The organism is Maribacter sedimenticola, from assembly GCF_900188415.1.
Taxonomy (GTDB): Bacteria; Bacteroidota; Bacteroidia; order Flavobacteriales; family Flavobacteriaceae; genus Maribacter; species Maribacter sedimenticola.
Window position 1 is genome coordinate 269,985 of sequence record NZ_FZNV01000004.1, and the last position, 26,778, is coordinate 296,762.

At 35.0% G+C, this 26,778-nt stretch carries 23 protein-coding genes; 10 read left to right on the top strand and 13 right to left on the bottom strand.

The window, feature by feature from the left end; all coding sequences use genetic code 11:
• Positions 1 to 12: 12 nt before the first annotated feature.
• From menD to CHB68_RS13690, 3 genes are read right to left on the bottom strand one after another with little or no spacing between them, the layout of a single operon-like run.
• On the bottom strand, positions 13 to 1,764 hold the full coding sequence (menD, locus tag CHB68_RS13680; protein WP_089261575.1) for a 2-succinyl-5-enolpyruvyl-6-hydroxy-3-cyclohexene-1-carboxylic-acid synthase: 1,752 nt from the start codon (positions 1,762 to 1,764) through the stop codon (positions 13 to 15).
• A gap of 49 nt (positions 1,765 to 1,813) precedes the next feature.
• Positions 1,814 to 2,926 (bottom strand): chorismate-binding protein, encoded by a 1,113-nt coding sequence (locus CHB68_RS13685; RefSeq protein WP_089261577.1) that lies wholly within the window; start codon positions 2,924 to 2,926, stop codon positions 1,814 to 1,816.
• A 1-nt stretch (position 2,927) separates the two neighbouring features.
• Complete coding sequence (locus CHB68_RS13690; RefSeq protein WP_089261633.1) at positions 2,928 to 3,350, bottom strand: PaaI family thioesterase; 423 nt, start codon at positions 3,348 to 3,350, stop codon at positions 2,928 to 2,930.
• Positions 3,351 to 3,415: 65 nt separating this feature from the next.
• Between CHB68_RS13690 and CHB68_RS13695 the strand changes: the two genes are divergently transcribed.
• Positions 3,416 to 4,051 carry an alpha/beta hydrolase gene (locus CHB68_RS13695; RefSeq protein ID WP_089261579.1) on the top strand — a complete coding sequence of 212 codons (636 nt, stop codon included), beginning with the start codon at positions 3,416 to 3,418 and terminating at the stop codon, positions 4,049 to 4,051.
• Positions 4,052 to 4,056: 5 nt separating this feature from the next.
• Positions 4,057 to 4,608: a GNAT family N-acetyltransferase gene (locus CHB68_RS13700; RefSeq protein ID WP_089261635.1), complete on the top strand. Its 552-nt coding sequence runs from the start codon at positions 4,057 to 4,059 to the stop codon at positions 4,606 to 4,608.
• A gap of 2 nt (positions 4,609 to 4,610) precedes the next feature.
• On the opposite strand, the gene CHB68_RS13705 is transcribed toward CHB68_RS13700, so the two are convergent.
• Together CHB68_RS13705 and dnaK are read right to left on the bottom strand one after the other, a co-directional pair.
• Positions 4,611 to 5,537 carry a hypothetical protein gene (locus tag CHB68_RS13705; protein WP_089261581.1) on the bottom strand — a complete coding sequence of 309 codons (927 nt, stop codon included), beginning with the start codon at positions 5,535 to 5,537 and terminating at the stop codon, positions 4,611 to 4,613.
• A 101-nt stretch (positions 5,538 to 5,638) separates the two neighbouring features.
• A complete protein-coding gene (gene dnaK / locus CHB68_RS13710) occupies positions 5,639 to 7,543 on the bottom strand; it encodes a molecular chaperone DnaK (RefSeq protein WP_089261583.1) in 1,905 nt (634 codons plus the stop codon).
• Positions 7,544 to 7,753: 210 nt separating this feature from the next.
• Between dnaK and CHB68_RS13715 the strand changes: the two genes are divergently transcribed.
• From CHB68_RS13715 to CHB68_RS13725, 3 genes are read left to right on the top strand one after another with little or no spacing between them, the layout of a single operon-like run.
• Positions 7,754 to 9,154, top strand: a complete 1,401-nt coding sequence (locus CHB68_RS13715; RefSeq protein WP_089261585.1) for an L-serine ammonia-lyase — start codon at positions 7,754 to 7,756, stop codon at positions 9,152 to 9,154.
• 31 nt (positions 9,155 to 9,185) lie between these two features.
• Positions 9,186 to 11,105: a DUF294 nucleotidyltransferase-like domain-containing protein gene (locus CHB68_RS13720; protein ID WP_089261587.1), complete on the top strand. Its 1,920-nt coding sequence runs from the start codon at positions 9,186 to 9,188 to the stop codon at positions 11,103 to 11,105.
• Positions 11,105 to 11,761 carry a 3'-5' exonuclease gene (locus CHB68_RS13725; RefSeq protein WP_089261589.1) on the top strand — a complete coding sequence of 219 codons (657 nt, stop codon included), beginning with the start codon at positions 11,105 to 11,107 and terminating at the stop codon, positions 11,759 to 11,761. Before CHB68_RS13720 ends, CHB68_RS13725 begins: the two co-directional genes overlap by 1 nt.
• A gap of 1 nt (position 11,762) precedes the next feature.
• Here the strand turns inward: CHB68_RS13725 and CHB68_RS13730 are convergent, their stop codons facing one another.
• On the bottom strand, positions 11,763 to 12,719 hold the full coding sequence (locus CHB68_RS13730; protein WP_089261591.1) for a phosphoribosylaminoimidazolesuccinocarboxamide synthase: 957 nt from the start codon (positions 12,717 to 12,719) through the stop codon (positions 11,763 to 11,765).
• 6 nt (positions 12,720 to 12,725) lie between these two features.
• The gene (locus CHB68_RS13735; protein ID WP_089261593.1) at positions 12,726 to 13,676 is read right to left on the bottom strand and encodes a PhoH family protein; all 951 of its coding nucleotides are present in this window, start codon (positions 13,674 to 13,676) and stop codon (positions 12,726 to 12,728) included.
• Between the two features lie 130 nt (positions 13,677 to 13,806).
• On the opposite strand from CHB68_RS13735, the gene CHB68_RS13740 reads away from it, so the two are divergent.
• Together CHB68_RS13740 and dnaN are read left to right on the top strand one after the other, a co-directional pair.
• The gene (locus CHB68_RS13740; RefSeq protein ID WP_089261595.1) at positions 13,807 to 14,637 is read left to right on the top strand and encodes an SAM hydrolase/SAM-dependent halogenase family protein; all 831 of its coding nucleotides are present in this window, start codon (positions 13,807 to 13,809) and stop codon (positions 14,635 to 14,637) included.
• Between the two features lie 270 nt (positions 14,638 to 14,907).
• Complete coding sequence (gene dnaN / locus CHB68_RS13745; RefSeq protein WP_089261597.1) at positions 14,908 to 16,026, top strand: DNA polymerase III subunit beta; 1,119 nt, start codon at positions 14,908 to 14,910, stop codon at positions 16,024 to 16,026.
• Between the two features lie 71 nt (positions 16,027 to 16,097).
• Here dnaN and CHB68_RS13750 read toward each other — a convergent pair whose 3' ends face one another.
• Both CHB68_RS13750 and CHB68_RS18605 read right to left on the bottom strand, forming a co-directional pair.
• Entirely contained in the window at positions 16,098 to 16,463 is a 366-nt protein-coding gene (locus CHB68_RS13750; protein ID WP_089261599.1) for a DUF4870 domain-containing protein, read from the bottom strand.
• A 70-nt stretch (positions 16,464 to 16,533) separates the two neighbouring features.
• Complete coding sequence (locus CHB68_RS18605; RefSeq protein ID WP_089261601.1) at positions 16,534 to 16,935, bottom strand: hypothetical protein; 402 nt, start codon at positions 16,933 to 16,935, stop codon at positions 16,534 to 16,536.
• 109 nt (positions 16,936 to 17,044) lie between these two features.
• Between CHB68_RS18605 and mnmE the strand changes: the two genes are divergently transcribed.
• A complete protein-coding gene (gene mnmE / locus CHB68_RS13760; RefSeq protein WP_089261603.1) occupies positions 17,045 to 18,442 on the top strand; it encodes a tRNA uridine-5-carboxymethylaminomethyl(34) synthesis GTPase MnmE in 1,398 nt (465 codons plus the stop codon).
• 15 nt (positions 18,443 to 18,457) lie between these two features.
• Positions 18,458 to 19,195: a tyrosine-protein phosphatase gene (locus CHB68_RS13765; protein ID WP_089261605.1), complete on the top strand. Its 738-nt coding sequence runs from the start codon at positions 18,458 to 18,460 to the stop codon at positions 19,193 to 19,195.
• Between the two features lie 7 nt (positions 19,196 to 19,202).
• Here the strand turns inward: CHB68_RS13765 and CHB68_RS13770 are convergent, their stop codons facing one another.
• The 4 genes from CHB68_RS13770 to CHB68_RS13785 form a co-directional block, all read right to left on the bottom strand.
• A complete protein-coding gene (locus tag CHB68_RS13770; protein WP_089261607.1) occupies positions 19,203 to 21,572 on the bottom strand; it encodes a GumC family protein in 2,370 nt (789 codons plus the stop codon).
• A gap of 60 nt (positions 21,573 to 21,632) precedes the next feature.
• The gene (locus CHB68_RS13775) at positions 21,633 to 22,352 is read right to left on the bottom strand and encodes a polysaccharide biosynthesis/export family protein (RefSeq protein WP_089261609.1); all 720 of its coding nucleotides are present in this window, start codon (positions 22,350 to 22,352) and stop codon (positions 21,633 to 21,635) included.
• Between the two features lie 78 nt (positions 22,353 to 22,430).
• A complete protein-coding gene (locus tag CHB68_RS13780; protein WP_089261611.1) occupies positions 22,431 to 24,365 on the bottom strand; it encodes a polysaccharide biosynthesis protein in 1,935 nt (644 codons plus the stop codon).
• Positions 24,362 to 25,450 carry a DegT/DnrJ/EryC1/StrS family aminotransferase gene (locus CHB68_RS13785; protein WP_089261613.1) on the bottom strand — a complete coding sequence of 363 codons (1,089 nt, stop codon included), beginning with the start codon at positions 25,448 to 25,450 and terminating at the stop codon, positions 24,362 to 24,364. Before CHB68_RS13785 ends, CHB68_RS13780 begins: the two co-directional genes overlap by 4 nt.
• A 540-nt stretch (positions 25,451 to 25,990) precedes the next feature.
• Between CHB68_RS13785 and CHB68_RS13790 the strand changes: the two genes are divergently transcribed.
• Positions 25,991 to 26,778: Kelch repeat-containing protein (locus CHB68_RS13790; protein ID WP_218822508.1), on the top strand; the 788-nt coding region annotated here is incomplete at its 3' end.

Here is a 26,778-nt window from a genome sequence, read left to right on the forward strand (position 1 = left end):
GTTAATACACCTCTAAGATATAAAACGAAAATAATCAATCAAAATTTTATCGTTTATTAATGCGGGAGTTTCAATTTCCAATAGTTTTGGACGGTCAGATTCACTAAAAAAAAGGGGTATCATCTCATTGAGCGAATCTTTTGAATTTGCCTTGTTATGTTCAATATTAAACATCTTACAAAGGTGCTTGGCACTCAAATTATGTCGGGTTTCAAAAAAGGTTTTAAAAGATTCCGATTCTTTCTGTCCAGGAAGAATCCTAAATATGCCACCGCCTTGGTTATTAATGACGATAATCCTAAAATTATTCTTTGTATAATTATTCCATAATGCGTTGCTGTCATAGAAAAAGCTCAAATCTCCGGTAATGAACAAGGTAGGATTTGCATTTACAACCGATGCGCCTATTGCCGTAGAAGTACTGCCATCTATGCCACTGGTTCCCCTATTACAATTAACGTTTATGGAAGCATCAATTTCAAATAACTGCGTATATCTAATTGTGGAACTATTGGCCAATTGTAGAAGATATCCCTTAGGGATGGCATTCAAAATAGAATTAAAAGCATAGAAATCTGAAAATGGGATTTGCGCAAGGTAAGTAGCTCTCTTTAACTTATAATTTTCCTTTACCATATGCCATTCCGTAAAATAACTGCTGCCAGATGCCTTAATATCCGTATACATCTCCTGAAAAAAATAATCGACGGAAACTTTTATATGTTCCTCCAAACAAAAAAATGTATTGTTGGCATTTATGCTACCTACATGCCAGTGATGTTTTGGTTTATATTTTCGCAAGAACGCCTTAATTTTTTTTGAAACGATAAGTCCCCCAAAAGTCACCAAAATCTCTGGCTGCAGTTTTCTAAACCCTTCTTGGGGCTGTTCTCCCATTTCTATGGGAGCAATTATAGAATCTATACTATTAAAAAAATTAGGATGATTAAGGTTAGAAGTCGTTTCCGTAAATACGATAACACTTGGATCATTCGCCAAGGCATTAATCATGGCCTCATTTAACGTACTTGGAGCACTTACCCCAACCAATACCATCTTTTTGGCTGTGCTGTTCCAAATTTTCCTTTTATTGTCCAAAGTTGGAGTATTCGTTTTGGGTTCCGCTAAATCCGGTATATTGGCACTAATACTTGGTTGTAACTGTGTTTGGTACAAAGGTTCCTCAAAAGGTACATTAATATGAACAGGGCACAGTTCATTTAGCGCAAAAGTTAATGCGTTATTTAGTTCTACGTCATTATAATGCTGGACTTTACTTTGGGAACGTTCAATATGATTATCACTTATCCAGCTAGGCGCATACTGTTTTATAACCTCCGATGAATGGCTAACATCCTGTTTTAAGTTGGCGGAGTACCCTATTTGATTAGCATATATATTTTTTTGATGTATGGTTTGCCCATCTCCTATTCCAACTTTATAATACGGTCTATCAGCAGATATGACCACTAAAGGAATTGTGCTATAAAAAGCCTCTGCAACCGCAGGATAATAATTTAACAATGCACTACCCGATGTACAGAGAACGACCACAGGTTGCTGCAGCTGTTGTGCCATGCCCAACGCAAAAAAACCGGCGCAACGTTCATCCACAATACTAAAACATGTAAAAAAAGGATCTTCTGTAAACGATATGGTCAGCGGTGCGTTTCTTGAACCGGGAGAAATGACAATATTTGAAATATTCTTGGCCCTACAATGTTGAACAATGGATTGGGCAGTTGGTATAGATGAGTATTTCATGGACATCAAAAATACAACCAAAGCCTAAAATAACCCAAAAGATAGTGGTCTATTTGTTGTTCAAAATACGTAACATGGTTTTACTTTTATATGCCGTTTCCTCCCACTCCCGTTCAGGGTCGGAATCTTTAGTAATACCGCCACCAACGTATATGTTTGCTTTATCTTGGACAAGTTGCATACACCTTAGATTAACATATAGTTCCGATGATTTCCTTATACTTTTGTAAGCACTGTTTTCTTGATTCTTACGATTCCTGTTCCGTGGCATTTCTTCCTGCAGATTCAATTCTCCCAAAAATCCGGTGTAGAAGGAACGTTTATAAGATTCATTGTATAAAATAAAACGTTTAGCATTTTGTAAGGGGTTACCACAAACTGCCGGAGTAGGATGTAAAGCCTTCAGTACAGCGCCAAATTTAGATGGAGCTATAACTCCTGTCAGCTCGGTTCTCAGGTGCCATAATTGTCCCGCCCTTACAGATTCCCGCTCCAATACTTTCAATGCCTGAACATTTTCCTTCAAAACATCAACAATATAATCCGTTACCACCTGCTGCTCGTTCAATTCTTTGTAAGACCAACTTGGGGCCTGTCCTTCCTCTATACTTTGAGTGCCGGCCAAGGACATTGTAGTAAACTGGGTTCCACTGGTCTTGATCAAGATTTCTGGTGTAGCCCCCATCCATGTCCCAATTTTAGGATGGTGCCAATAATAACAGAACGCTTCTGGATAAGTAGTTAGAAGACGTTGAAAAATATGATGATATGTGTCCGTCAGTTCTACGTGTACCTTTCTGGACAAAACTACTTTATCAAAGGTTCCTTTTTCAATATAGGACAAGGCTTTTTTCACCAACCGAATATAGCCTTCCTTACCATCAACATTCAATAGAACTGAGCTCTCAATGGGTTTTAACGTGTTATTTTCCGGTGTAAAATCACTTTTCAAAACTGCATCCCTTTTAATGTAAATAGCATCTACATCCGCATCAAAAGGAGCAAAAACAAAACCAGTTTCAGAATAATCAACTACTGTATGAACCTCATCGCTATCCTGAAATATTCCAATTAATTCATGTGTATTTGGCTTTCTATAGAGTACAAAAGGTAAATGCTCATTTAAGCAAAACCTTGTACGATTAAAAAGTTCCTGTACCATATTAGGTTCTGGGTAAAGCTATGGTCGTTAATTTACATAGGGAAACCAATTCATCTGCCTCATTGGTGATTTTTATTTCCCAAAGCTGGGTGGTTCTTCCCTTGTGTACTATTACGGCTTTAGCAAATACAAAACCATCTTTTACACTTTTTACATGGTTGGCAGAAATTTCTATACCACGAACAAAATATGAACTGGCATCCAAGAAAATATAAGAAGCCGCACTACCCACACTTTCTGCCAATGCTACCATGGCCCCACCATGTAAAACTCCATCTGGTTGATGAACCTTAGGGGTCACCGGCATTTTGGCCAATAAAAAATCCTCACCCACATCTACATAATCAATTTGTAACGTCTCCATCAACGTATTCTTGGAAGTTTCGTTACAAATCTTAAGAATTTTCTCTTTGTAGTCGTTCATTCTTTTTTTTGTAAAATTACGCATTACATTGTCAACTGTAAAGTTTGAAAAGAAGTGATTTACTTATGAACAACACAATCAAGCACGTTTCTTATACAACCACCAATACATATGAAACTTTAAACAAACTAACTGGCAAGACCAAAAATATATGGCTTGTGTTCCATGGTATTGGTTATTTGAGCAAATTTTTCTTGCGTTATTTCGATGAATTAAATACAGATGAAAACTATATTATTGCTCCGCAAGCACCTTCCAAATATTATTTAAAAAACACCTACAAACATGTTGGCGCAAGTTGGCTGACCAAAGAAAATACCGACATGGAAACCAATAACATCTACAATTATTTAAATGCTGTTTTAGCACAAGAAAAACTTCCCGAACAATGTAACCTAATAATTTTAGGGTTTTCCCAAGGTGTTTCAATTGCCCTGAGATATTCGGCATTTAGTCAAATCCCCTGTAGCAAGCTAGTTTTATATGCGGGTGGAATCCCCAATGAACTTAAAAAACACCACTTTGATCATTTAAAAAACACAAAAGTAATTTCTGTCATAGGAGATAAGGATGAATATCTATCCCCAGAAAGGTTAAGGGAAGAACGGCACAAACTAATATCTTTGTTTGGACAAAATATTCATTACATCAATTTTAACGGAGGCCACGAAGTGCGCAAAGATATAATCAATCAAATATAAAAATGATGATTTCACCTGTTTTACAAGATGACAGGGTAATGCTAAGTCCATTAACCTTAACCAATTACAAAGAGCTTATTGATATAGCTCTTCAGGATAAACTTGTACAATATTCACCATCGGAAATTAATACGCCAAATAGTCTAAGGAATTATGTGGAGATAGCATTGCAACAAGCTAAGGCAGGTACCAGTATACCCTATATTATCTACGATAAAAAATTCAACAAATACGCAGGATCCACCCGGTTCATGAATATCAACCTTAAAAACAAAGTCCTGCATATTGGTTCTACTTGGATCGGCAAGGAATTTCATGGAACCGGCCTAAATAGCCATATGAAAGAATTAATGCTCACCTATGCATTTAATACTTTGGGGTTTGAAAAAGTGGAATTTAGGGTGGACGAAAGAAATATTGCCTCTAGAAAAGCAATTGAAAAACTGGGCTGTACTTTAGAAGGAATACTTCGTAAAGATGTATATCTCTTGGACGGCTTTAAAAGAAACACCTGTTGTTATGGACTTTTAAAGAATGAGTGGGCAGCCAAGCAATAAGGTTAATTGTTTTCTTTGAGGGAAGTCTTGTAATACGTAATTTTTCTGGTCTTATAAGAATTATCCGGTGTTATGATTTGCTTGATCCAATTACCTTGGTTTACTTGATCGTACTGATAGATATATTCTTTTTTTGAAGTACTTATACCAGACTTGGTAATTTCCTCGACCAGCATATTCTTATCATCGTAAACATAAGATGTCCTAACGGTAGGCTCAAAACTTTGCTCCGTGGCATTATAGCTGAATTCTTGCTGTGCCATTAATTTTCCGTCCATATCAAACACTTCTTCAAAAGCCATATTTGCTTCACCGTTTAGATATTCCTTGGTCAATACTACTTTCTGGTCAGGTTTGTTCTTTGGTTTTAAAATAGAGGTACGAATAGATTTTAAAGGCTGATCGTTCAACAGATAGGTTACCGTATATTCCCCATTAATTTTTTTATGCTCTACTTGGGTGATATCGGTACCGTCATTGTTTGTCCTTCTTATACTGGAAATATCACCGGCTTCGTCATATTCATATATATACTCTTCCAAGAACTGTTTGTCATAGGAGAAAATACGTTCTTGAATCTTTAGATTTTCCGTTGAATCTATTTGATAAAAATGCGCAATGGAGGTATTGGGATCAAAAACATTGTTCTGATAGGATTCCGAACGTTTTTCAATTAAATGATTGTTCTTGTATTTATAATAGACAACATCATAATCCTCTGCATTATAACGAGTTACGGATTTTGTAAGTAATCCATTTCTATTAAAATCATATTCTTCCTTACCATAGTCCGTACTTACCAAACAAGTTTTGACACTATCCCGTAAATCAAAATCTGCCAGGGTGAAAATTTGTATTTCCTGTCCATGTACCTTGATCGTAAATATGATGCCAAGTAGAATAAGTATTTGTAAGTATTTCTTTACCATAGCACAAAATTAGGGTATTATTACTGGGTGAAAAAAGAAATACGATAAAAGTAAAAAAGGGCGGTAAATACCGCCCTTTTTAATATCAATATATGGTTAACTTATTTAACCTCTTCAAAATCTACATCCTCTACATTATCACCTTCGGTTGCACCACCATCTGCAGTAGGCTCTCCTTGAGGAGCTCCAGCACCTTGTGCATCTGCCTGTGCTTTGTACATTTCCTCAGATGCTACTTTCCAAGCCTCATTGATTTTATCCAAGGCAGGATTTATAACTGCTATATCCTTGGTTTCATAAGCCGCCTTAAGTTCTGTTAAGGCTTCTTGGATCGGTTTCTTTTTATCGTCGGATAATTTATCTCCAAACTCTTCCAATTGCTTTTCTGTCTGGAAAATCATTCCGTCCGCCTCGTTTAACTTGTCAGCAGTTTCCTTGGCTTTTTTATCCGATTCAGCGTTAGCTTCAGCCTCAGCCTTCATCTTCTTGATTTCTTCCTCAGTTAGACCTGAAGAAGCTTCAATACGGATATCTTGTGATTTTCCTGTAGCTTTATCCGTAGCGGATACTTTGATAATACCATTGGCATCGATATCAAAAGTTACCTCAATTTGAGGAGTACCTCTTTTTGCCGGTGGAATCCCATCTAAATGGAACCTACCAATAGTCTTGTTATCGTTGGCCATTGGACGCTCTCCTTGCAATACATGAATTTCAACCGATGGTTGGTTATCCGCTGCTGTTGAGAACACTTGGGATTTCTTTGTAGGGATAGTAGTATTGGCTTCTATCAACTTGGTCATTACACTACCCATAGTTTCAATACCTAATGAAAGTGGTGTTACATCCAATAATAATACATCCTTAACATCTCCCGTTAATACACCTCCTTGAATAGCCGCACCGATTGCAACGACCTCATCTGGGTTTACCCCTTTAGAAGGTTTCTTGCCAAAGAATTTTTCTACGGCCTCTTGAACTGCAGGAATTCTTGTAGAACCACCTACCAGGATTATTTCATCAATATCGCTCTTGGACAATCCGGCAGATTTCATTGCCGCCTCACAAGGCTCTATTGTTCTTTTTACCAAATCAGCGATCAATTGCTCAAACTTAGATCTGGTCAAAGTTCTGACTAAGTGCTTAGGTCCAGAAGCAGTTGCGGTAACGTAAGGTAAATTAATTTCTGTTTGTGCAGAAGAAGACAATTCTATCTTGGCTTTTTCTGCAGCTTCACGCAAACGTTGCAAAGCCATTGAATCTTCCCTAAGATCCAGACCTTCTTCAGCCTTGAACTCTTCCGCTAACCAATCAATGATTTTTTGATCGACATCATCACCCCCTAAGTGGGTATCACCATCTGTAGCCAATACTTCAAATACTCCATCACCCAACTCTAATATAGATACATCATGTGTACCACCACCAAAGTCAAATACAACTATTTTTTGATCGGTATCCTTTTTATCCATACCATATGCCAAAGATGCAGATGTAGGTTCGTTGATAATACGTTCAACGGTTAAACCTGCAATCTCACCAGCTTCTTTTGTTGCTTGTCTTTGTGCATCGTTGAAGTATGCAGGAACCGTAATTACGGCACGAGAAACTTCCTGACCTAAATAATCTTCGGCCGTTTTCTTCATCTTCTGAAGAATCATTGCCGATAATTCTTGTGGAGAATATAAACGACCGTCAATATCTACCCTTGGCGTATCATTATCTCCTTTTACAACCTTATACGGTACTCTTTCCGCTTCCTTTTGGGATTCTGAATACTTGTTACCCATAAACCTTTTAATAGAATAAATGGTTTTGGTAGGATTGGTAACCGCTTGTCTTTTTGCCGGATCACCTACTTTAATCTCTCCACCTTCAACAAAAGCGATAACCGAAGGAGTTGTTCTTTTACCTTCTGCATTCGGAATTACTACTGGTTCATTACCTTCCATTACGGAAACACAGGAATTGGTAGTACCCAAATCTATTCCAATAATCTTACTCATCTTATATATTTTAAATTAGTGCTTTATTTTATAATCGCTAACAAGAGGACAAACAATATGCCAAGCAAGAAAAACTGACATGATGTCATTAACAACATCAAATGCTTGATGAATTATGCCAATCAAAGCATATTATTGCATTTCTAAACATTGTAACTTAGCAGCACAAAACAATAGAAATTGGAAAGAGAGAGTATAAGTATTTTTGATATGCTTAAAATAGGTGTTGGGCCCTCAAGTTCACACACCTTGGGGCCATGGCGTGCCGCAGAGAGATGGTTGGCCAGGCTTGACTCTAGAAACAACCTGGAACTGGTAGATGAAGTTATAGTACATCTATATGGTTCGCTTTCGTTGACTGGAAAAGGGCATGCCACGGACTATGCCGTAATGTTAGGATTATTGGGCATGGACCCGGAACGAATTCCAATAGAAAATATAGACCCATTAATCAAAACAATAAATCAAGATCATGTTTTACGATTAAACGGTGTTTATGACATTACATTTGACCCTAAAAAAAACATTATATTCAATAAAAAATTTCTACCCTATCATGCCAACGGCGTAAAGTTTCAGGCGAAATTAAAAACCGGTAGAACAATTTCAAAGACGTACTACAGCATAGGAGGTGGTTTTGTGGTAAGCGAAGAACGAAAAAACGCAAAACGCAAAATAGACATGTTCAATAAATTTCCTTATCCTATAGAGAAGGGAACCGACCTTTTGGAGGCTTGTAAAACAAATGGATTAAAAATTTCCGAACTGGTCTTACAAAATGAATTGTCATTACGTACCGCACAACAAATTGATTTTGAATTACAAAGAATATGGGGTACGATGTTGGAATGTATGTACACCGGATGCCATACGGAAGGTACTTTACCAGGTGGGTTGAACGTGAAACGCAGGGCGTTTGAAATGCACCAAAATTTAAAAAGCGACCTCCCCTATTCCAATCCCGAAGAATGGATGCAAACCTTAAGGCTAACCGAAGTAAAGTTCAGGCAAATTTTAAAGTGGGTAAGTTGCTTTGCATTGAGTGTCAATGAGGTGAACGCATCATTAGGACGTGTAGTTACCGCCCCTACCAATGGCAGCGCCGGTGTCATTCCCGCTGTACTTATGTACTATATGGTCATAGAAAACCATGCCGGCAATTTTGAGCATATTAAACAATTTCTACTAGTGGCCGGAGAAATTGGTAGTATTTTTAAGAAAGGTGCTACAATATCTGCGGCAATGGGTGGCTGCCAAGCAGAAATTGGCGTTTCATCCGCAATGGCCGCAGGTGCTCTTACGGAACTCTTGGGCGGTACGCCGGAACAAGTGCTAATGGCCGCTGAAATTGCTATGGAACATCATTTAGGACTTACCTGCGACCCCATTGGCGGCTTGGTCCAAATTCCATGTATAGAACGAAATTCCATGGGGGCCATTAAAGCCATCAATGCCGCTGAACTAGCTTTAGGTTCTGACCCATCTGCTGCAAAAGTTCCACTGGACAAAGTGGTACAGACCATGTGGGAAACAGCAAAGGATATGAGTACCAAATACAAGGAAACATCTGAAGGTGGTTTGGCCGTTGGCGTCTATTTAAGTGATTGCTAAATACCCTATTGGCTACAATTAAACTTAAAATATGAAAAACCTTATTTCTGAAAGAGTAGCAGATTTTATTAAAAACTATCCACCATTTAATGTATTGGATGTAAAATCACTTTACCTTTTAGCAGAACAAGTACTCATCATTTATAAGGAAAAGAATAGTATAGTATTTTCCGTGGACGAAAACCCACACGCGCATTTCTATCTTGTACACAAAGGGGCGGTAACGCTAACGAACACCACAACCAATACTATTATAGATTTTTGTGACGAAGGCGATATTTTTGGACTCCGCCCGTTGATTGCCAATGAAAATTACAAATTAGAAGCAAAGGCCCATGAAGAATGTATCCTATATGGTATACCCATAGAGGTATTTAGGCCAATTGCAAAACAAAACGAGGAGGTATCAGTATTTTTAATGGAAAGTTTTGCTTCCAACACCCGTAATCCGTATTCCAAAAACCAAAAGGGCCAACTTTATGGTTTTGATGTAGATTCTGACAAAAACAAAGATGTCAATATACCAGATTTACAACTAGCAAATTATTCAAAAAAGCTAATTTCCTGCTCTCCTAGGACTACAATACAGAAAGCTGCAGAATTAATGACCAAAAAACATATAGGTTCAATTCTAGTGGTGAGCAATGAATTACCGGTAGGTATTATCACGGACAAGGATTTGCGCAGTAAAGTTATTTCGGGCAAACATCCTATTACCGCAACCGTAAGAACCATCATGACATCACCGGTAATTACCTATCCTAAAAAACTTACCATTACACAAGCACAAATGGCCATGATGAAAAGTAACATAAGTCATTTGGTCATTACGGAAGATGGTACGGTCAATTCCAAAGCGTTGGGTATAATGTCCAAACATGATGTTATGGTCTCTCTTGGGGACAACCCTGCAGTTTTGGTAAAGGCAATTAAAAGAACCCAAAAAGTAAAACAGATCAAACAACTTAGAAAAAGTGTTATGATCCTGCTAAGCGGTTATTTGGAACAAAATATTCCATTGGGACTAATTGCCAAGATAATTTCTGAGCTTAATGACACCTGTATTAAGCAAGTTGTTGAACTCTCTTTGGCAAAGATGAATGAAAAGCCACCGGTTAAATTTGCATGGCTGGCACTAGGAAGCCAGGGAAGAAGTGAACAGTTATTACATACAGACCAGGACAATGCCCTGGTTTTTGAAAATGTACCAGAAGCCGAACTACCTAAAACAACAGCTTACTTTTTAGAGTTGGCAAAACGCGTTACTAAGGGGCTGAACACCATTGGCTATGAATATTGCCCTGCAGATATGATGGCATCTAACCCAAAATGGTGCTTAAGTTTACAGGAATGGAACAATAGGCTATCTTACTGGATCAGTAATCCCGGCCCCAATGAAGTTTTAATGTCCTCTATTTTCTTTGATTATAGTTTGGCATATGGTGAACGCGATTTGTTGGACCAAATGTCCGAACATATTTTTAGAACGGTTGAAAAATATCCGATATTCTTAGTCCATATTGCCAACGGAGCATTACAAAGTCCGTCTCCCACAGGCTTTTTCAGACAGTTTGTCGTGGAACAGGACGGTCAGCATAAAGACTTTTTTGATTTAAAAAGTAGGGCTTTAAGACCATTAATAGATGCTGCTAGAGTGCTTATATTATCACATTCCATAAAAGGAATTAGCAATACATGGGAGCGCTATGAAAAATTGGCGGAGTTGGAACCCAATAATCAAGAACTATATATGGCATGCTCCTATGCTACAAAAGCCCTACTTAAGTTTAGAACGCGCCAAGGTTTATTACATCATGACTCGGGAAGGTTTATTGAACTGGAAGAATTGACCAAGCAGGAAAAAATGAAACTAAAACGAACATTTAAAGCCATTAAGGAAATTCAAGAATTGATAACCTTACGCTTTAAGGTAGCAAATATATTGGGCTAATGGCATTGTTCTCCAAAAAATCCAAACATTTACCAGCTTTTTGGACCAATTATGAAAATAGGTTCAAAGAGAAAATAGCTGCAGATTTAAATGAAATTACATTTGTGGTCTTAGATACTGAAACAACCGGTTTTAGTTTCGATGAAGATCGTATTCTTTCTATAGGTGCCGTTAAGATTAAACATGAAACCATTGCCGTTCAAGAAGTTCTGGATATTTTCTTGGAGCAAGAAAAGTTCAATAAGGATAGTGTACCCGTACATGGTTTATTAAAAAATGGTCAGCGTAACTGCATAAGCGAAATTAACGCTATGGAGCAATTTCTGGACTATATTGGCAATGCTGTAATTGTGGCTCATCATGCAGGTTTTGATATGGGTATGCTCAATATGGCCCTTAACCGTAACGGGCTGCCCAACCTTAAAAATAAAGTTTTGGATACAGGTGTCCTATACAAAAGAACGCTTATAAAAACGTATTTAATACAGCCCAAAACCAATTATACGTTAGATGAACTTGCCGAAAAATTTTCCATTTCAAAAAAAGATAGACATACCGCCCTGGGTGATGCCTATATAACCGCAGTGGCTTTTTTAAAGATTATCAGCCGCTTAAAGGAAAAAAGAAAATTTTCCGTGAAAAAACTATTGCATTAGTTTAAATGCTTTCCAAATAAGCTAACACATTTCTATTTATACGGTCATGAATATTGCTCGTATCGGCCTTTACAAAAGGTTGACCTATAATATGTTCATAAAGCTCTATATATCGGTCTGATACCGAGGCTATATACTCATCTGTCATGTGTGGTACCGTTTGCCCATCTAGACCTTGAAATCCGTTGGCTATTAGCCATTGCCTTACAAACTCTTTGGACAATTGTTTTTGTGATTCATTGTTGTCCTGGCGTTCCTGATATCCTTCTTTATAAAAATATCTGGAAGAATCCGGTGTATGAATTTCATCGATCAAAACTATTTTACCCTCACGAGTCTTTCCAAATTCATATTTTGTGTCGACCAAAATCAAGCCTCTTTCATCTGCTATCTGGGTACCTCGTTCAAACAGTGCATAAGTGTATTTTTCCAAGATAGCATAGTCTTCTGCAGAAACAATGCCTTTAGCAATAATATCCTCTTTGGATATATCCTCGTCATGGTCTCCCATTTCTGCCTTGGTAGCGGGAGTTATTATGGGTGATGGAAACCGATCGTTCTCCTTTAACCCCTCTGGTAATGGCACACCGCAAAGCAATCTTTTACCGGCCTTGTATTCCCGGGCAGCATGTCCTGACATATAACCCCTTATCACCATTTCAACCTTAAAAGGCTCACAGGCAACCCCCATGGCTACGTTTGGATCAGGTGTGGCGGTCAACCAATTGGGTACAATATCTTCCGTTAAAGCCATCATTTTGGTAGCAATTTGATTTAAAATTTGACCTTTATATGGAATGCCTTTGGGCATAATAACGTCAAAGGCAGATAATCTATCGGTGGCAACCATTAAAAGAATATCGTTCTCCAACGTATAAACTGTTCTTACTTTACCCTTATATACATTTTTTTGACCGGGGAAATTAAAATCGGTATCGTAAATAGTATTGTTCAACATGTAGCTTTAATTGTGGTGTTCAATAGTTTTATAGGCGGCAATTACTTTTTTGACCAATTTATGGCGTATAACATCCTTATCATCCAAATAAATAACATCTATACCCTCTACATTCTGTAAAATAAGTAAGGCTTCCTTTAGACCGGAAATTGTTCTACGAGGCAAATCTATTTGACCGGGATCTCCGGTAATCAAAAAACGCGCATTCTTACCCATTCTTGTTAGAAACATTTTCATTTGGGCATGAGTGGTATTCTGTGCCTCATCTAGGATTACAAAGGCATTATCCAAAGTTCTACCTCTCATAAATGCCATTGGGGCTATCTGTATGACACCGGTTTCTATATAATGTGCTAATTTTTCGGCAGGGATCATATCACGTAATGCATCATAAAGGGGTTGCATATAGGGATCAAGCTTTTCCTTTAAATCCCCTGGCAAAAACCCTAAATTCTCACCGGCTTCCACAGCGGGTCTTGTCAATATAATTTTCCTGACCTGCTTTTCCTTTAAAGCCTTTACTGCAAGTGCAACACTGGTATAGGTTTTACCGGTTCCGGCAGGACCCACAACAAAGACCATATCGTTTTTTCTTGCTGCATCTACCAATCTTCGCTGGTTTGCCGTTTGTGCCTTGATCAGTCTACCGCTTACCCCATGCAACAGTGTTTCACCGCTTTTGGCAGAAGATTTGTCATCATCTTCAGAACTGGTCAATACCCGTTCTATACTGTTTTCGTCCAACTTATTATATTTCAAGAAATACTGAATAAGGAGATCAAATCGCATCTCAAACTCCTCAAGAAGTTCTTCATCTCCATAGGCTTTGATCTTATTGCCACGGGCAACGATCTTTAGCTTGGGAAAGTATTTTTTCAATAAGTCAATATGCTCGTTTTGTTGTCCAAAAAACTCTCTTGGACTAACTTCTGTCAATTCTAGGATAATTTCGTTCAAACAGTCTTTTTTAGTAAGTATTATAGATAGCGAAGTTTAATTTCCAATCGCTGTTTTTTTGTTTAGTTTTGTAATTCAAATTTAAGCAAATTTTAAGTTTGACTAATTAAAAACATATCAACATTGCTGTATGGCAATAATCACCCTAACTACGGATTTTGGACTTAAAGATCACTTTGTAGCAGTACTAAAAGGCTCTATATATAGTGAACTGCCCGATGCTAAAATTGTTGATATTTCCCATGACATTATGCCATTCAATATACATGAATGTGCATATATCCTATCCAATTCATATAAAAGTTTTCCTAAGGGCACCATCCACATTGTAGGTGTAGATTCTGAGGAGACCCCAGATAACAAACATGTAGTGGCATTGATCAATGGCCATTACTTTATTAGTGCCAATACTGGTGTAATAGGTCTTATTACTGAGGAAATGACTCCAGAAAAAGTAGTAGAGATCAATTTACCGGATTCAATAGCCTATTCTTTCCCTGTACTCAATGTTTTTATACAAGTAGCGTGCCATATTGCAAGGGGAGGAACATTGGAAATTGTAGGTAAGCCTTTTGACGGACTCCATAAACTAAGGGAGTTTGCGCCTAGAATAGTAGAGGACGGCAAAAAAATTATAGGTAGTGTAATCTATATAGATAATTATGGAAACGTAATTACCAACATTCGTAAAAACTTGTTCGAAGCTTACCGTAATGGACGTGAATTTAAATTATTGGTCAGAAACCATAAGATAGACAAAATCCATAAAGCTTATGGAGATTTCATAGATTACGACCAGGAAAAAAACCAGCGTAAAGGGGCTGGCGACCTTTTGGCCATATTTAATTCATCTGACTACATAGAATTGGCTATCTTTAAAAGTAACTTAACTACTGTTGGTGGTGCCTCTACCCTTCTGGGGCTTGATTATAGGGACACTATAATGGTAGATTTTGAATAATGAAGTTTAATGGAATTCTGTTAATACCTTTTCTATATCATTGTGTAGAAAGCAATAGTTAATAACTATTTTTTAAATGATAAATTAATTTAGCTTGATGCAGCAATACCGATACTTACACCAAGGCAATAGACCGTTAAAACTGTTAATAAGTTTGTTTCCTTAAAAAGACCAATTAAAATATCTTTGTTGGTATTGAAAACTACCAATAATAAGGAGTTTCAACTATTTTTAGAATAGATTTAAATTTTTACCCATAAAAAATAAATAATGAAATTTATAGTTTCAAGTACTTATTTGCTAAAACAGCTTCAAATTTTAGGAGGTGTTATTAATAACAGTAATACGCTGCCAATTCTAGATAATTTTCTTTTTGACTTACAAAAGGATAAATTGACCGTTTCGGCTTCAGATCTAGAAACCACTATGAGTTCCGTAATTAAGGTTGACTCAGATAATGAAGGCACTATTGCTGTACCTGCAAGGTTACTTTTAGAAACTTTAAAAACTTTTCCAGAGCAACCGTTAACGTTTGTGGTTGAAGATAACAATACGGTAGAAATAAGCTCCAATCATGGTAAATATGCTTTGGCATATGCAGACGGTGCAGAATTTCCAAAAGCAGTGGAATTGACAAGTCCTAGCTCCACGACCTTACTTGGTGATATTCTTGCAACTGCAATCAACAAAACCATTTTTGCTGCAGGTAATGATGATTTGCGACCTGTAATGAGTGGTGTATTTTTTCAGTTTTCGCCAGAGAACCTAACTTTTGTCGCCACAGATGCCCATAAATTGGTAAAGTACCAACGTACAGATGTTACCGCATCACAGGTAGCGGAGTTTATCATGCCTAAAAAACCATTAACCTTATTAAAAGGGATTTTGGCAGGTAGTGAATCTGATGTATTGATCGAATATAACGAGAGCAATGCTAAATTCAGCTTTGAGGAAACGGAATTGATCTGTAGGTTAATTGATGGAAAATATCCTAATTATGAAGCGGTTATACCAAAGGAAAATCCAAACAAACTTACAATTGCCAGAAATCAGTTCTTAAGTTCCGTTAAAAGGGTATCTATTTTTTCAAACAAAACGACACATCAAATTCGCTTAAAGATTGCCGGGGCAGAATTAAATATTTCTGCAGAAGATATCGATTACTCAAATAAAGCAGAAGAACGATTAACTTGTTCCTACCAAGGTGATGATATGCAAATAGGCTTTAACTCCAGGTTTTTAACAGAAATGTTGAACAATTTAAATTCTGATGATGTTTCGTTGGAAATGAGTTTACCTAACCGCGCGGGAATTTTAACTCCAACGGATGGTTTGGATGAAGGGGAATATGTTACCATGTTGGTAATGCCAGTAATGCTTAACAGTTAATAAACCAACCTATATCAATTAAAAAGGGACCATAATTTCTTATGGTCCCTTTTTTTAATGTGTCTTAATTATTATGAAATGAACCTAAAGGTTCCAAAGTAACTTGGTGACTGGCCATTACTAGCCTTTATGGCGTTAACGGCAGGTATAATTAAAGATAATATACCTGAAAAGATCAGAACCAAAATACCAAGTCCAAAAAACAAGATACCCGGTATGCCAATTATTAAATAAAGGATTAGCGAAAGTTGAAAATTTATTATCGATTTGCCATGCTCATCCATTCCTATAACAGAATCCTTTGATGTTAACCAAATAACCAAAGGCACGATAAGTCCGCCAAAACCGGTTACAAAATATAAATATTGAGATAAATGTGTAACCACCAAAAGATTGCGGTCTTCACGTAAAACTATACTATTATTTACAAGTTCCATTTTTGATTGATTTTATGATGAATACTATAAATATGACGCATAACTTACGTAATTGTTACATTCATTACTTTTATAATTTTCTTTTCAATTTTTTTAATTTCTCGTTTTCCTTCATAAGCTTAATTTGCTTATTTGCTACTTTATCTTCAATTTTCTGAATTTCTATAGGTGATAACGAACCTTTTATAGTTCCCTTTTCTAATTGTCCCTTTAATTTTTCAATTTGCCTTTCTTCTTTAGCAATGGACTTCTCTTTTGCATTAATCTGTTTCTTAAGCTTCTCAACTTTTTTTTCCTCAGCGGCTACTTTTTCCTGTTTTTTTGCTTTAGCTTCCGCTTTTTCCACCTTTTTCTTTACCAATTCCAATTCCTGCTCGGTTGTAAGTGTATCGGTAGAATTTTGAGATTCGGATTGGGCCTTAGCAGCACCACAAATCATAATTAATAACGCAAGTACAATAAATTTTTTCATGTTTTAACCAATTTTTAATCTGTAAAATTACTATATAATTAATTACCTAAAGCGTTATATCATGAATTTGGGAATGCCTTAACCATTAATAAATGATTATTTTTGCCAGATGATTCAGAACGATACCATAATAGCACTAGCGACCCCTTCAGGTGCGGGGGCCATTGCAGTTATTAGAATTTCAGGCCCAGAGGCTATTGCTATTGCTTCTGAACATTTTGAATCTGTTTCCGGCAAAAAACTTAGCAACCAAAAAAGTCACACTATACATTTAGGATATATCAAGGAAGGCGCCAATACTTTAGATCAAGTATTAGTTTCCATTTTTAAAAATCCACACTCTTATACGGGTGAAGATGTAATAGAAATTTCATGTCACGGTTCATCATATATTCAACAACAGATTATTCAGTTATTCTTAAGAAATGGATGTAGAACGGCTACCCCTGGTGAATTTACTCTTAGGGCATTTTTAAATGGAAAAATGGACTTAAGCCAAGCGGAAGCCGTAGCGGATTTAATCTCTAGCGATAATGCTGCCAGTCACCAAATTGCAGTTCAACAAATGCGTGGAGGTTTTAGCAATGAGATTAAAGTTTTACGTTCGGAATTATTGAATTTTGCTTCGCTGATCGAACTTGAGCTTGATTTTTCCGAAGAAGATGTAGAATTTGCAGATCGCACGCAGTTTAAGGAATTACTAAAACGTATTCAAAAAGTATTGCAAGGCCTTATAGATTCTTTTGCAGTTGGTAATGTTATAAAGAATGGAATACCTGTAGCCATAGTAGGTGAACCTAATGTGGGAAAATCCACATTATTGAACGCCTTTTTAAATGAAGAACGGGCTTTGGTTTCAGATATAGCAGGCACTACTAGGGACACCATTGAAGATGAAATTTCCATTGGCGGAATAGGCTTTAGGTTTATAGATACGGCAGGTATCCGTGAAACCCAAGATATTGTAGAGGGCATGGGTATTAAAAGAACTTTTGAGAAGATAGAGCAGGCACAGGTCATACTATTATTGGTAGATGGGCCTCAACTAGTATCGGGAAACCAAAAGTTAAGAAACACTGTATTAGATTTTGAAAAATTAAAAAATAAAAATCCGCAAAAACCTTTATTGTTATTGATCAACAAAGCAGATATGTTATCTAAAGATGATAGATTACAAATTAATCAACATTTAGAAAACGTTCATTTTATTTCAGCAAAGAGAGGAATAGGCGTGGACGAACTTAGACACTCGCTTTTAAATTTCGTAAATACAGGAGCATTACGTAATAATGAAACCATTGTCACCAATACACGTCATTACAATTCTCTTTTAAAAGCGTTGGAAGAAATAGAAAAGGTACAATTTAGTATGAAAGAAAATATTTCAAGTGATTTAATGGCTATTGATATAAAAGAAGCACTGTACCATTTAGGCGAAATTACAGGTCAAGTCACTAATGATGAATTACTAGGAAATATTTTTGCCAATTTTTGTATCGGAAAATAAAAACCATTAAAATATATGTTCAGTTTTTTTACTAAAAAGCATTTTTTAATTGACCATTTAGAAGGTTTTATTGACATTCATAATCATATTCTTCCGGGTATAGATGATGGAGCCAAATCTGTTGAAGATTCAATTAAGCTTATTAAAGGGTTTAATGACTTTGGTGTTACGGATTTTATTTGCACACCACATATTATGGAAAATTATTATCCAAACAACCCTACTACCATTAATAAAGCTCAATTACTTTTAAAGAATGGTCTAAAAATGAATGGTCTCGATCATGTTAATATTGATGTTGCTGCAGAGCACATGATAGACTCAGGTTTTGAAAAATTAATGGACGATAAAAAAATGATGCCATTGGCGAAAAATTACTTATTAATAGAGATGTCCTACCTACAAGCTTCTATTAATTTTGATAAAGCAATTCATAAAATTAACGAAAAAGGTTTATTTCCTATTTTAGCACATCCAGAACGCTATATTTTCATTCAGGGCAATTTAAATAAATATCGCTCTTATAAAAGCGCGGGAATGCTATTTCAACTCAATATTCTTTCTTTAACTCAATATTATGGAAAGGATGCTAAAAATTCGGCTCTAAAATTACTAGATAATGATATGTTCGATTTCTTAGGTTCCGATGTTCATAATATGCGTCAACTTAATGCTATTAAGAATATTTCAATCAACAATTCGCAATTAAATAATCTAAAATTGATTATAGAAAAAACCAAGATGAATTTTTAGCACAAAGTTAGAACTTCCACCATTTTTGACTTGTTTTACTATAGCCGTAACCGTACTTACCTCCATAACCTAAATCAGAATTTTTAACGCCGTTAACGACAAACGTTAAACCATTAATTTTACCCTCCTCTTTAAGTTTCATCGGAAATTCCAATACTTTCTTTTCAGTTACACCTGCTCTTACAACATATAGTAGATGATCTGAGAATTTAGTAAGTAATAGAGTATCCGTTACAACCATCAAAGGCGCAGTATCAACAACCACATAATCATATTCTAAAGAAACTTCTTCAATTAATTTCCCAAATCTATCATTCATTAATAATTCAGAAGGGTTAGGTGGAATTTTACCTGAATATATTAAATCAATCGTATTAGTATGAACTAATAAAGAATTTATGATACTCTTAACCTCTAGAGAATCATCTATTAAATATTCCGTAAGACCTATATCTATATTTCGTTTAGATTTCCCTAATTGATCTACATTTTTTCCAGTAAAAAAAGTGTATAATTTAGGATTTCTAACATCTGCACCTATAAGCAAGACCTTCTTATCGGTACTAGATAAAATCATAGATAAATTAGAGGCCACAAAAGTTTTTCCTTCTCCTGGAACACTTGAACTTACAAATATCACGTTATTTTTAGAACCTTTTTTAGATTTGATTATATAATCTAAATTAGTCCGTAATATTCTCATTGATTCGCTCAATACCGACCTGTCATCCTTCTTAACTAGTTTATCTTCACTTTTACTTAAAGCTGGTAATTCTGCTAATACAGGAACACTCTTAATCAATTTTTCAAGTTCAGTTTTACTTGTAATTGTATTATCTAAAACTTGACTACCATATATGATAGAAAATGGAATTAAAAAACCTAATATTATAGAGGCTAAATATATTAATGGTTTTTTAGGGCTAATTGGATTTAATTGAACCAAATGAGCATTATCTATAACTTTAGATTTAGCAGTACTTGAGGCAAGCGTTATTTGTGACTCTTCTCTTTTTTGCAAAAGATATAAATATAAAGATTCCGTTGTCTCTTGCTTTCTTGTAATATCTCTTAAAGCTCTTGAATTTTTAGGTGCTGAATAAATTTTTGAATTAATCCTTGCCATTTGACCGGAAAGACTATTAACCTGCATACTAAGATTTCTTTCAATTCCAGTTAAACTAGATTTAATTGTTGATTTGAGTCCATTTAATTGTTGATCCAAATTAACAATCATTGGGTTTCTTTCATCTGCGCTTTTGAGCAATCTTTGTCTTTCCAATACAAGCTCATTATACTTAGCGGTAGTATTAGCAATAGTTCCATCGGATAACCCAACATTAGATGGAAGAACTTCATAACCATTCTCCTCCGATAAATAACTGTTCATACCGGCCGCAATATTCATTTGAGTTCTCGCATTTTCCAGCTCTTGTCTGTTTGCAGCCCCAACATTCAAAGCTATATTAGATTCGCTAGCTATATCAGTTAATCCTTTTTCTGTTTTAAATTCTTCGGCAGATTGATCTACGGAATTTAAATTTGAAGAAATTTCAGCAATACGATCATCTATAAAATTAGATGTTCTATCTGCAATTAATTTTTTATCTTTAATTGCATTTTGATTATAAACCTTAATCAATTCATTTAAAATATCAATTCCTTTTTGTTGAATTGCAGTATTGAGAGATATATTTATAATATTCGAAAATTCCATAGCTGGCATTGCAACAACTTTCTTTTGATAGTTTTCTGCAACAGCGACCACAGGTCTTAAACTAACTTGAATTTTTTGATCATTATAATTTCGAAGATATTTTAAATTAGGAGTAATTACAATATTACCGACTTCCGTTGGAACATTTTCTCCATATGAAAACATTTTAACTGGGCCATCTGATTCTAAACTAAATCCAAAAGTACTTTCCGAATTTAAATCAATATAAAAATCTAATGTTTTTGTATTAATTATTGAATCAGTCTCTAAAAAACTTATATTAATTGGTCTATTAGAATAAATTTCACTATTCTTAACATTACCTAATACCGTAATTGTTAAATTAAGTTTTAAATTTTCTGTTACTTCAATAAAGTTAGACCTTGAATTAAAGATTTCAATTTCATCCTCAACATTATTTTTACCACCACCTAAAAGACTTAAATCACTAAATGCAGATAATTCAGAACCAGAATTTTTATCTTCCAGAATATGTATTTTCGCTTTAACAGCATATTCGGGTGTTGCATATCGTATATAAAGAAATGCGATTATTATAGCAATAATAACCGAAATAACAAACCATTTAAAATGACGCGTATAAGACTTAATTATATCATTTAAGTCCAAATTAGAATTAAGAAATTCTTGTGAATTCATATTTAATTTATAAATTTATTTTTTAACGGGTCTTGACGATTTATAGATATTTAAATCAATTTATCTAGTAAGTATCAAAACAGTTGAAGTAATCAGAAGTGAAGCTATCGATACTAATATTGAAGCCCTATTATCTAAGGCAGAAGCTGTTATAGCTGATTTATTTGGCTCAACATAAACAACATCATTTTGAGTTAAATAATAGACAGGTGAATTTAAAGATTCCTTTTTAGTCAAATCAATTCTAGTATAAACTTTTGTACCATTGAAATCTCTAATTACCAAAACATTATCTCTTTTCCCTTTAATGGTTAAGTCATTAGCTAATCCCAATGCCTCTAACACAGTTATCTGTTCTCCATTAACGAAATATGTACCAGGTCTACTTACTTCACCTAATACAGTGACAGAAAAATTCTTCAGTCGAATATTTATAATTGGATCTTTTAAATAAGGAGCTAATTTTTCAATTAATAAAGCTTTAGTTTCCTCAGGTGATAATCCAACAATTTTAATATTTCCTACAACAGGAAAATCAATTTCCCCATTTTTATCAATTATGTAATCAATCTGTTCCGGTCTCATTCCACCTTCACCAGCACCACTATATAAATTAAATGGTATACTGGGTTCTGGATCGAGCGTAGAAACATGAATCCCAACAACATCATCTATTTTAAATTTATTATTGTGATAATTGTCACTAACTATAGTTTCATAATCAGAAGCATTTTGAAAATAAACAACTTCTTTTTTTGAACCACATGAAGAAAATATCATAAGTCCGATAACTATTAAAACTAAAAATTAATATTAATTAATTTACTCATATTTGAAAGTATTTAAACTACTTGTATATTAGGATTCTACTACTTTTAATTTAATTTGTTCAAGTTTTTCTTCCGAATTATTATCTAACTCACATAAATCTGAATTTTTTGAAACATATTCTGGCACTATAAATTTCATTAATTTCACAGTATTTCCATTAAAAAACATGTTCGTAATACAAAGTTCATCAATTTTAGACCTTACAAAAGCATAATCTAAATCACGCACCTTACTTATTTTAATTTTCCTATGGTAAGTTGGAAGTGTATTCTCACCACTAGCCAATAGTTCTTCATATAATTTTTCACCTGGCCTCAAACCTGTAATTTTTATATCTATATCTTCTGGGTAGCGCAAACCTGACAATCTTATCATATTTTTCGCTAAATCAAAAATTTTAACGGACTCACCCATATCAAAAATAAAAATTTCTCCACCTTTACCCATTGCTCCAGCTTCTAATACTAGTTGAGAAGCTTCTGGAATAGTCATAAAATACCTAGTAATATCTTTATGTGTTAAAGTTAGTGGACCTCCTGTTTCAATTTGTTTTCTAAATAATGGAATTACAGAACCATTAGACCCTAATACATTTCCAAAGCGCGTTATAATAAATTTAGTTTTATTTTCTTGTTGCATACAACTAATATACATCTCTGCAATTCGCTTACTTGCACCCATTACGTTCGTAGGATTTACTGCTTTATCCGTAGACACAAAAACAAATTTTTCAACCTTATGAATAAGAGACAGATCAGCAACTGTTTTAGTCCCCGCAATATTAACTTTTATTGCCTCGTAAGAATTATACTCCATTAACGGAACATGCTTATATGCAGCTGCATGAAAAACTAGGTTAGGTTTATATTCTTCAAATATGCCATTTAATCTATTTTTATCACGTACATCACCTACTATAGGTATAAAATTATGAAACCCGTTTCTTTTCAATTCTTGCTGCAAATCATACAAAGCAGATTCCGCTTGATCTATAATTATCAAAGACTTGTAAGAATATGAACATATTTGTCGCACAATTTCACTACCAATAGAACCTGCACCCCCGGTAACCATAATTACCTTATCAGAAAGTTCGGAAGATATTTTACTATTTTTAATTGATATAGGAGCTCTATCTAGGAGGTCTTCAATTTGCACCTGTTTTATTTGAGATGCTTTTAATTCACCATTTATCCAATCTTCAACAGGTGGAACTATTTTCACCTTAACATCTAAATCAACAAAACTTTCTACTAAATTGGTTAATTTTTTAGGATCTATGTTTTGAATAGAAAATATTATTTCATCCACTCCATTTCTTGAGATAAAGTCTTTATTCAATGAAGCTTTATTATACACCTTTACGCCATTTATATTTTTACCGGCTTTCTGAATATCGTCATCAATATACCCCAATACCCTTACCTTACTTTTTGTATGATTCGTAATTGCATTATACGTCAATATACCAGCATCACCAGCACCATAAATCATTATATTTTTAGTAATTTTAAAATTACGATTAGTAAAATTACTATACAGCGATTTAAAAACATACCTAGCAGCAACTAGTTGTATAAAACTTAATAAGCTATAAATAATTATTATTGAAATAGGAATTGTTAAGTCCTCAACTAAGTTTAACTCTTTATTTAATAATATAATCAATATCACCAATATACTGGTAAGGCAAACTGCATTAAATATATTATATACATCTCTTATCCCCGTATGCCGAATAACTCCTTTATAGGATCCAGTAAAAAAGAATGAAACTAAAGAAATGACAACTACCAATGGTATTTGATATTTCAGTTGCGAAACATCAAAATTAAATGACAGATTGAATCGTATACAATAGGAAATTAAAAATGCAATAGAAGAAACTATTACATCGATAGTTAGAATAAACCATTTAGAAACAAATCTTTGCGAATTATTATTAAGATAACCTTGAATCATTTTACTGTTTTTTTGATTATTTCCACAGTTCTAAGTAAATCTTCTGTGGGTAAATTAGTGCCACTTGGCAAACAAATACCACGATTAAATAAATCTTCTGAAACACCATTATCATATGTAATTGCATCGTTAAATACTGGTTGCATATGCATTGGCTTCCATAAAGGGCGTGATTCAATATTCTCGGCATCTAAAGCATTTCTTATCTCTTCCCTAAGCTCAAATGATTTCGTTAGAATACATGTCAACCATCGATTTGAAAAATATCCTTTAGGTTCATCTAAAAATTCAATCGAATCAATATTCGATAGATGTTTAGCGTAAATTTCATAATTTCTTCTTCTCCCTTTAACACGTTGAGGCAGTACCTCCATCTGTCCTCTACCTATACCCGCAAGAACATTACTCATTCTATAATTATAACCTATTTGCGAGTGCTGATAATGCGGTGCAGAGTCTCGTGCTTGCGTAGCTAAATGAACAGCCCTATATTTTATATCTAAATTTTTAGTAATTAAAGCACCACCTCCAGAAGTCGTAATGATTTTATTACCGTTAAACGATAAAATAGAAATATCGCCAAAAGTACCACAATTTACTCCATTAAACATACTACCCAAAGCTTCTGCACTATCTTCTAAAACCGGGATATCATACTTTTCGGAAATTGCAGTAATTAAATCCACTTTATAAGGCATGCCATATAAATGTACTGCTATTATAGCTTTAGGTTTTTTACCTAATTGAATTCTTTCTAAGATACATTTTTCTAACAGAATAGGACAAAGGTTCCAAGTATCCTTTTCACTATCTACAAAAATAGGGTTAGCACCAACATAATAAATAGGATTTGCAGAAGCAGAAAAAGTAAAACTTTGACAAATTACATCATCTCCTTTACTAACACCAAGCAAGTTCAAACCTAAATGAATGGCTGCCGTGCCAGAGCTCAAAAGAGCTACCTTAGAATTATTACCTAAGAACAATTCTAAATCATTCTCAAAACCATCAACATTAGGTCCCAATGGAGCTATCCAATTTTGACTAAACGCCTCAGCTACAAAAGATTGCTCTGACCCACCCATATGTGGAGATGAAAGCCAAACTTTATTTTTATGAATGATTTCTACGCTCAAAATTTCTATTTAATTTAAATTGATACGACTAAATTAGCCATACATTTTCGATTGTTATTTCTAAAGTGAGTTTAATTCGTTTAATCATAAAAAAACTCGTTTAACTACAAAAAATTGTCCAATTAATGTTTAACTAATTTTAGAATGGACTATAAACTCTCATTTAATATGGTATGAATAAAATATTCAATGAATTTTATTACAAATGGTAAAGATAATACAATCAGAGAATTAATATTTAAATTTTATCAACCTATAATTAGCAAAACTCTAAGTAAAAAATCGTTAATCAAAAAATTCCTTTTTTAATATTTAGCTAGAATAGCAGTTAAATGGCTAAATACATAAAAACGTCTTAAGGCTATTTTAAAACCTATATAAATATATCATATATTTCATATGTTATAGAACGACTAATAAACCATTTTCAACGTAATATTTTACTATTAAAAAGCTTTTCAAGTTATCTTTGTATTCAAATTATTGAAAATGAAAACGTTTACCTCTATAGCTTATTTCATGACGATCTTTGCATCGTTAGTTACAAGTTTAACATTTGCCCAAACACCCTCAACTGAAGGAGAATGGAGCCCGGTTCTTAATATGGGCATTGTACCAGTTGCGGCCGCGAATCTTCCCGATGGCAGGCTGATCACATGGGCATCTAAATTTCCCGATACGTATACCGAGGTAGGCGACGGCATGACCTATACGGCGATTTTCGACCCGACTATAGGTCTGCACGGTCAGGCACTTCCCTTTACCCAGACCCCTACCAATCACGATATGTTCTGTCCCGGCATCAACAACCTGCCCGATGGCAGGATCCTGGTCGCAGGAGGCACCAGTAGCGAACGCACGACCATTTACGATCCAATAACGGAGAATTGGACAAGGGCGGCCGATATGAATATACCAAGAGGGTATCAGGGCAACGTTACGCTTTCCGACGGTTCTGTGTTTACGGTTGGTGGTTCTTGGAGCGGTAGTAACCTTCCATCGACCAACGGTGGCAAGAATGGAGAATTGTACACACCGGAGACTGGTTGGATTCTAAAGAATGGCATTAAAGGTAATGAGCTTTTTACTATTAATGACGCGACTGAAGAAGAACCAGGCCTTTACAGAATTGACAATCATGTATGGTTATGGGAAAATTCGAACGGTACCCTTTTTAAATTAGGACCTGGAGAAATGATGCAACGTATAGATCTTTCCGGAGATGGCTCAATGGTGAATGTCGGTCTACGTGATGATGATACCTACTCTATGAAGGG

Excerpts from the sequence above, each read along its gene's own strand:
- CHB68_RS13775 (WP_089261609.1), bottom strand. The coding sequence starts at position 22,352 with ATGATATTTTCTTCATGTGGTTCAAAAAAAGAAGTTGTTTATTTTCAA.
- CHB68_RS13715 (WP_089261585.1), top strand. The coding sequence starts at position 7,754 with ATGCTTAAAATAGGTGTTGGGCCCTCAAGTTCACACACCTTGGGGCCA.
- dnaK (WP_089261583.1), bottom strand. The coding sequence starts at position 7,543 with ATGAGTAAGATTATTGGAATAGATTTGGGTACTACCAATTCCTGTGTT.
- dnaN (WP_089261597.1), top strand. The coding sequence starts at position 14,908 with ATGAAATTTATAGTTTCAAGTACTTATTTGCTAAAACAGCTTCAAATT.
- mnmE (WP_089261603.1), top strand. The coding sequence starts at position 17,045 with ATGATTCAGAACGATACCATAATAGCACTAGCGACCCCTTCAGGTGCG.
- CHB68_RS13720 (WP_089261587.1), top strand. The coding sequence starts at position 9,186 with ATGAAAAACCTTATTTCTGAAAGAGTAGCAGATTTTATTAAAAACTAT.
- CHB68_RS13700 (WP_089261635.1), top strand. The coding sequence starts at position 4,057 with ATGATTTCACCTGTTTTACAAGATGACAGGGTAATGCTAAGTCCATTA.
- CHB68_RS13770 (WP_089261607.1), bottom strand. The coding sequence starts at position 21,572 with ATGAATTCACAAGAATTTCTTAATTCTAATTTGGACTTAAATGATATA.
- CHB68_RS13740 (WP_089261595.1), top strand. The coding sequence starts at position 13,807 with ATGGCAATAATCACCCTAACTACGGATTTTGGACTTAAAGATCACTTT.
- CHB68_RS13695 (WP_089261579.1), top strand. The coding sequence starts at position 3,416 with ATGAACAACACAATCAAGCACGTTTCTTATACAACCACCAATACATAT.
- CHB68_RS13750 (WP_089261599.1), bottom strand. The coding sequence starts at position 16,463 with ATGGAACTTGTAAATAATAGTATAGTTTTACGTGAAGACCGCAATCTT.
- CHB68_RS13725 (WP_089261589.1), top strand. The coding sequence starts at position 11,105 with ATGGCATTGTTCTCCAAAAAATCCAAACATTTACCAGCTTTTTGGACC.
- CHB68_RS13765 (WP_089261605.1), top strand. The coding sequence starts at position 18,458 with ATGTTCAGTTTTTTTACTAAAAAGCATTTTTTAATTGACCATTTAGAA.
- CHB68_RS13690 (WP_089261633.1), bottom strand. The coding sequence starts at position 3,350 with ATGAACGACTACAAAGAGAAAATTCTTAAGATTTGTAACGAAACTTCC.
- CHB68_RS13705 (WP_089261581.1), bottom strand. The coding sequence starts at position 5,537 with ATGGTAAAGAAATACTTACAAATACTTATTCTACTTGGCATCATATTT.
- CHB68_RS13785 (WP_089261613.1), bottom strand. The coding sequence starts at position 25,450 with ATGGGTGGGTCAGAGCAATCTTTTGTAGCTGAGGCGTTTAGTCAAAAT.
- CHB68_RS13685 (WP_089261577.1), bottom strand. The coding sequence starts at position 2,926 with ATGGTACAGGAACTTTTTAATCGTACAAGGTTTTGCTTAAATGAGCAT.
- CHB68_RS18605 (WP_089261601.1), bottom strand. The coding sequence starts at position 16,935 with ATGAAAAAATTTATTGTACTTGCGTTATTAATTATGATTTGTGGTGCT.
- CHB68_RS13730 (WP_089261591.1), bottom strand. The coding sequence starts at position 12,719 with ATGTTGAACAATACTATTTACGATACCGATTTTAATTTCCCCGGTCAA.
- menD (WP_089261575.1), bottom strand. The coding sequence starts at position 1,764 with ATGAAATACTCATCTATACCAACTGCCCAATCCATTGTTCAACATTGT.
- CHB68_RS13780 (WP_089261611.1), bottom strand. The coding sequence starts at position 24,365 with ATGATTCAAGGTTATCTTAATAATAATTCGCAAAGATTTGTTTCTAAA.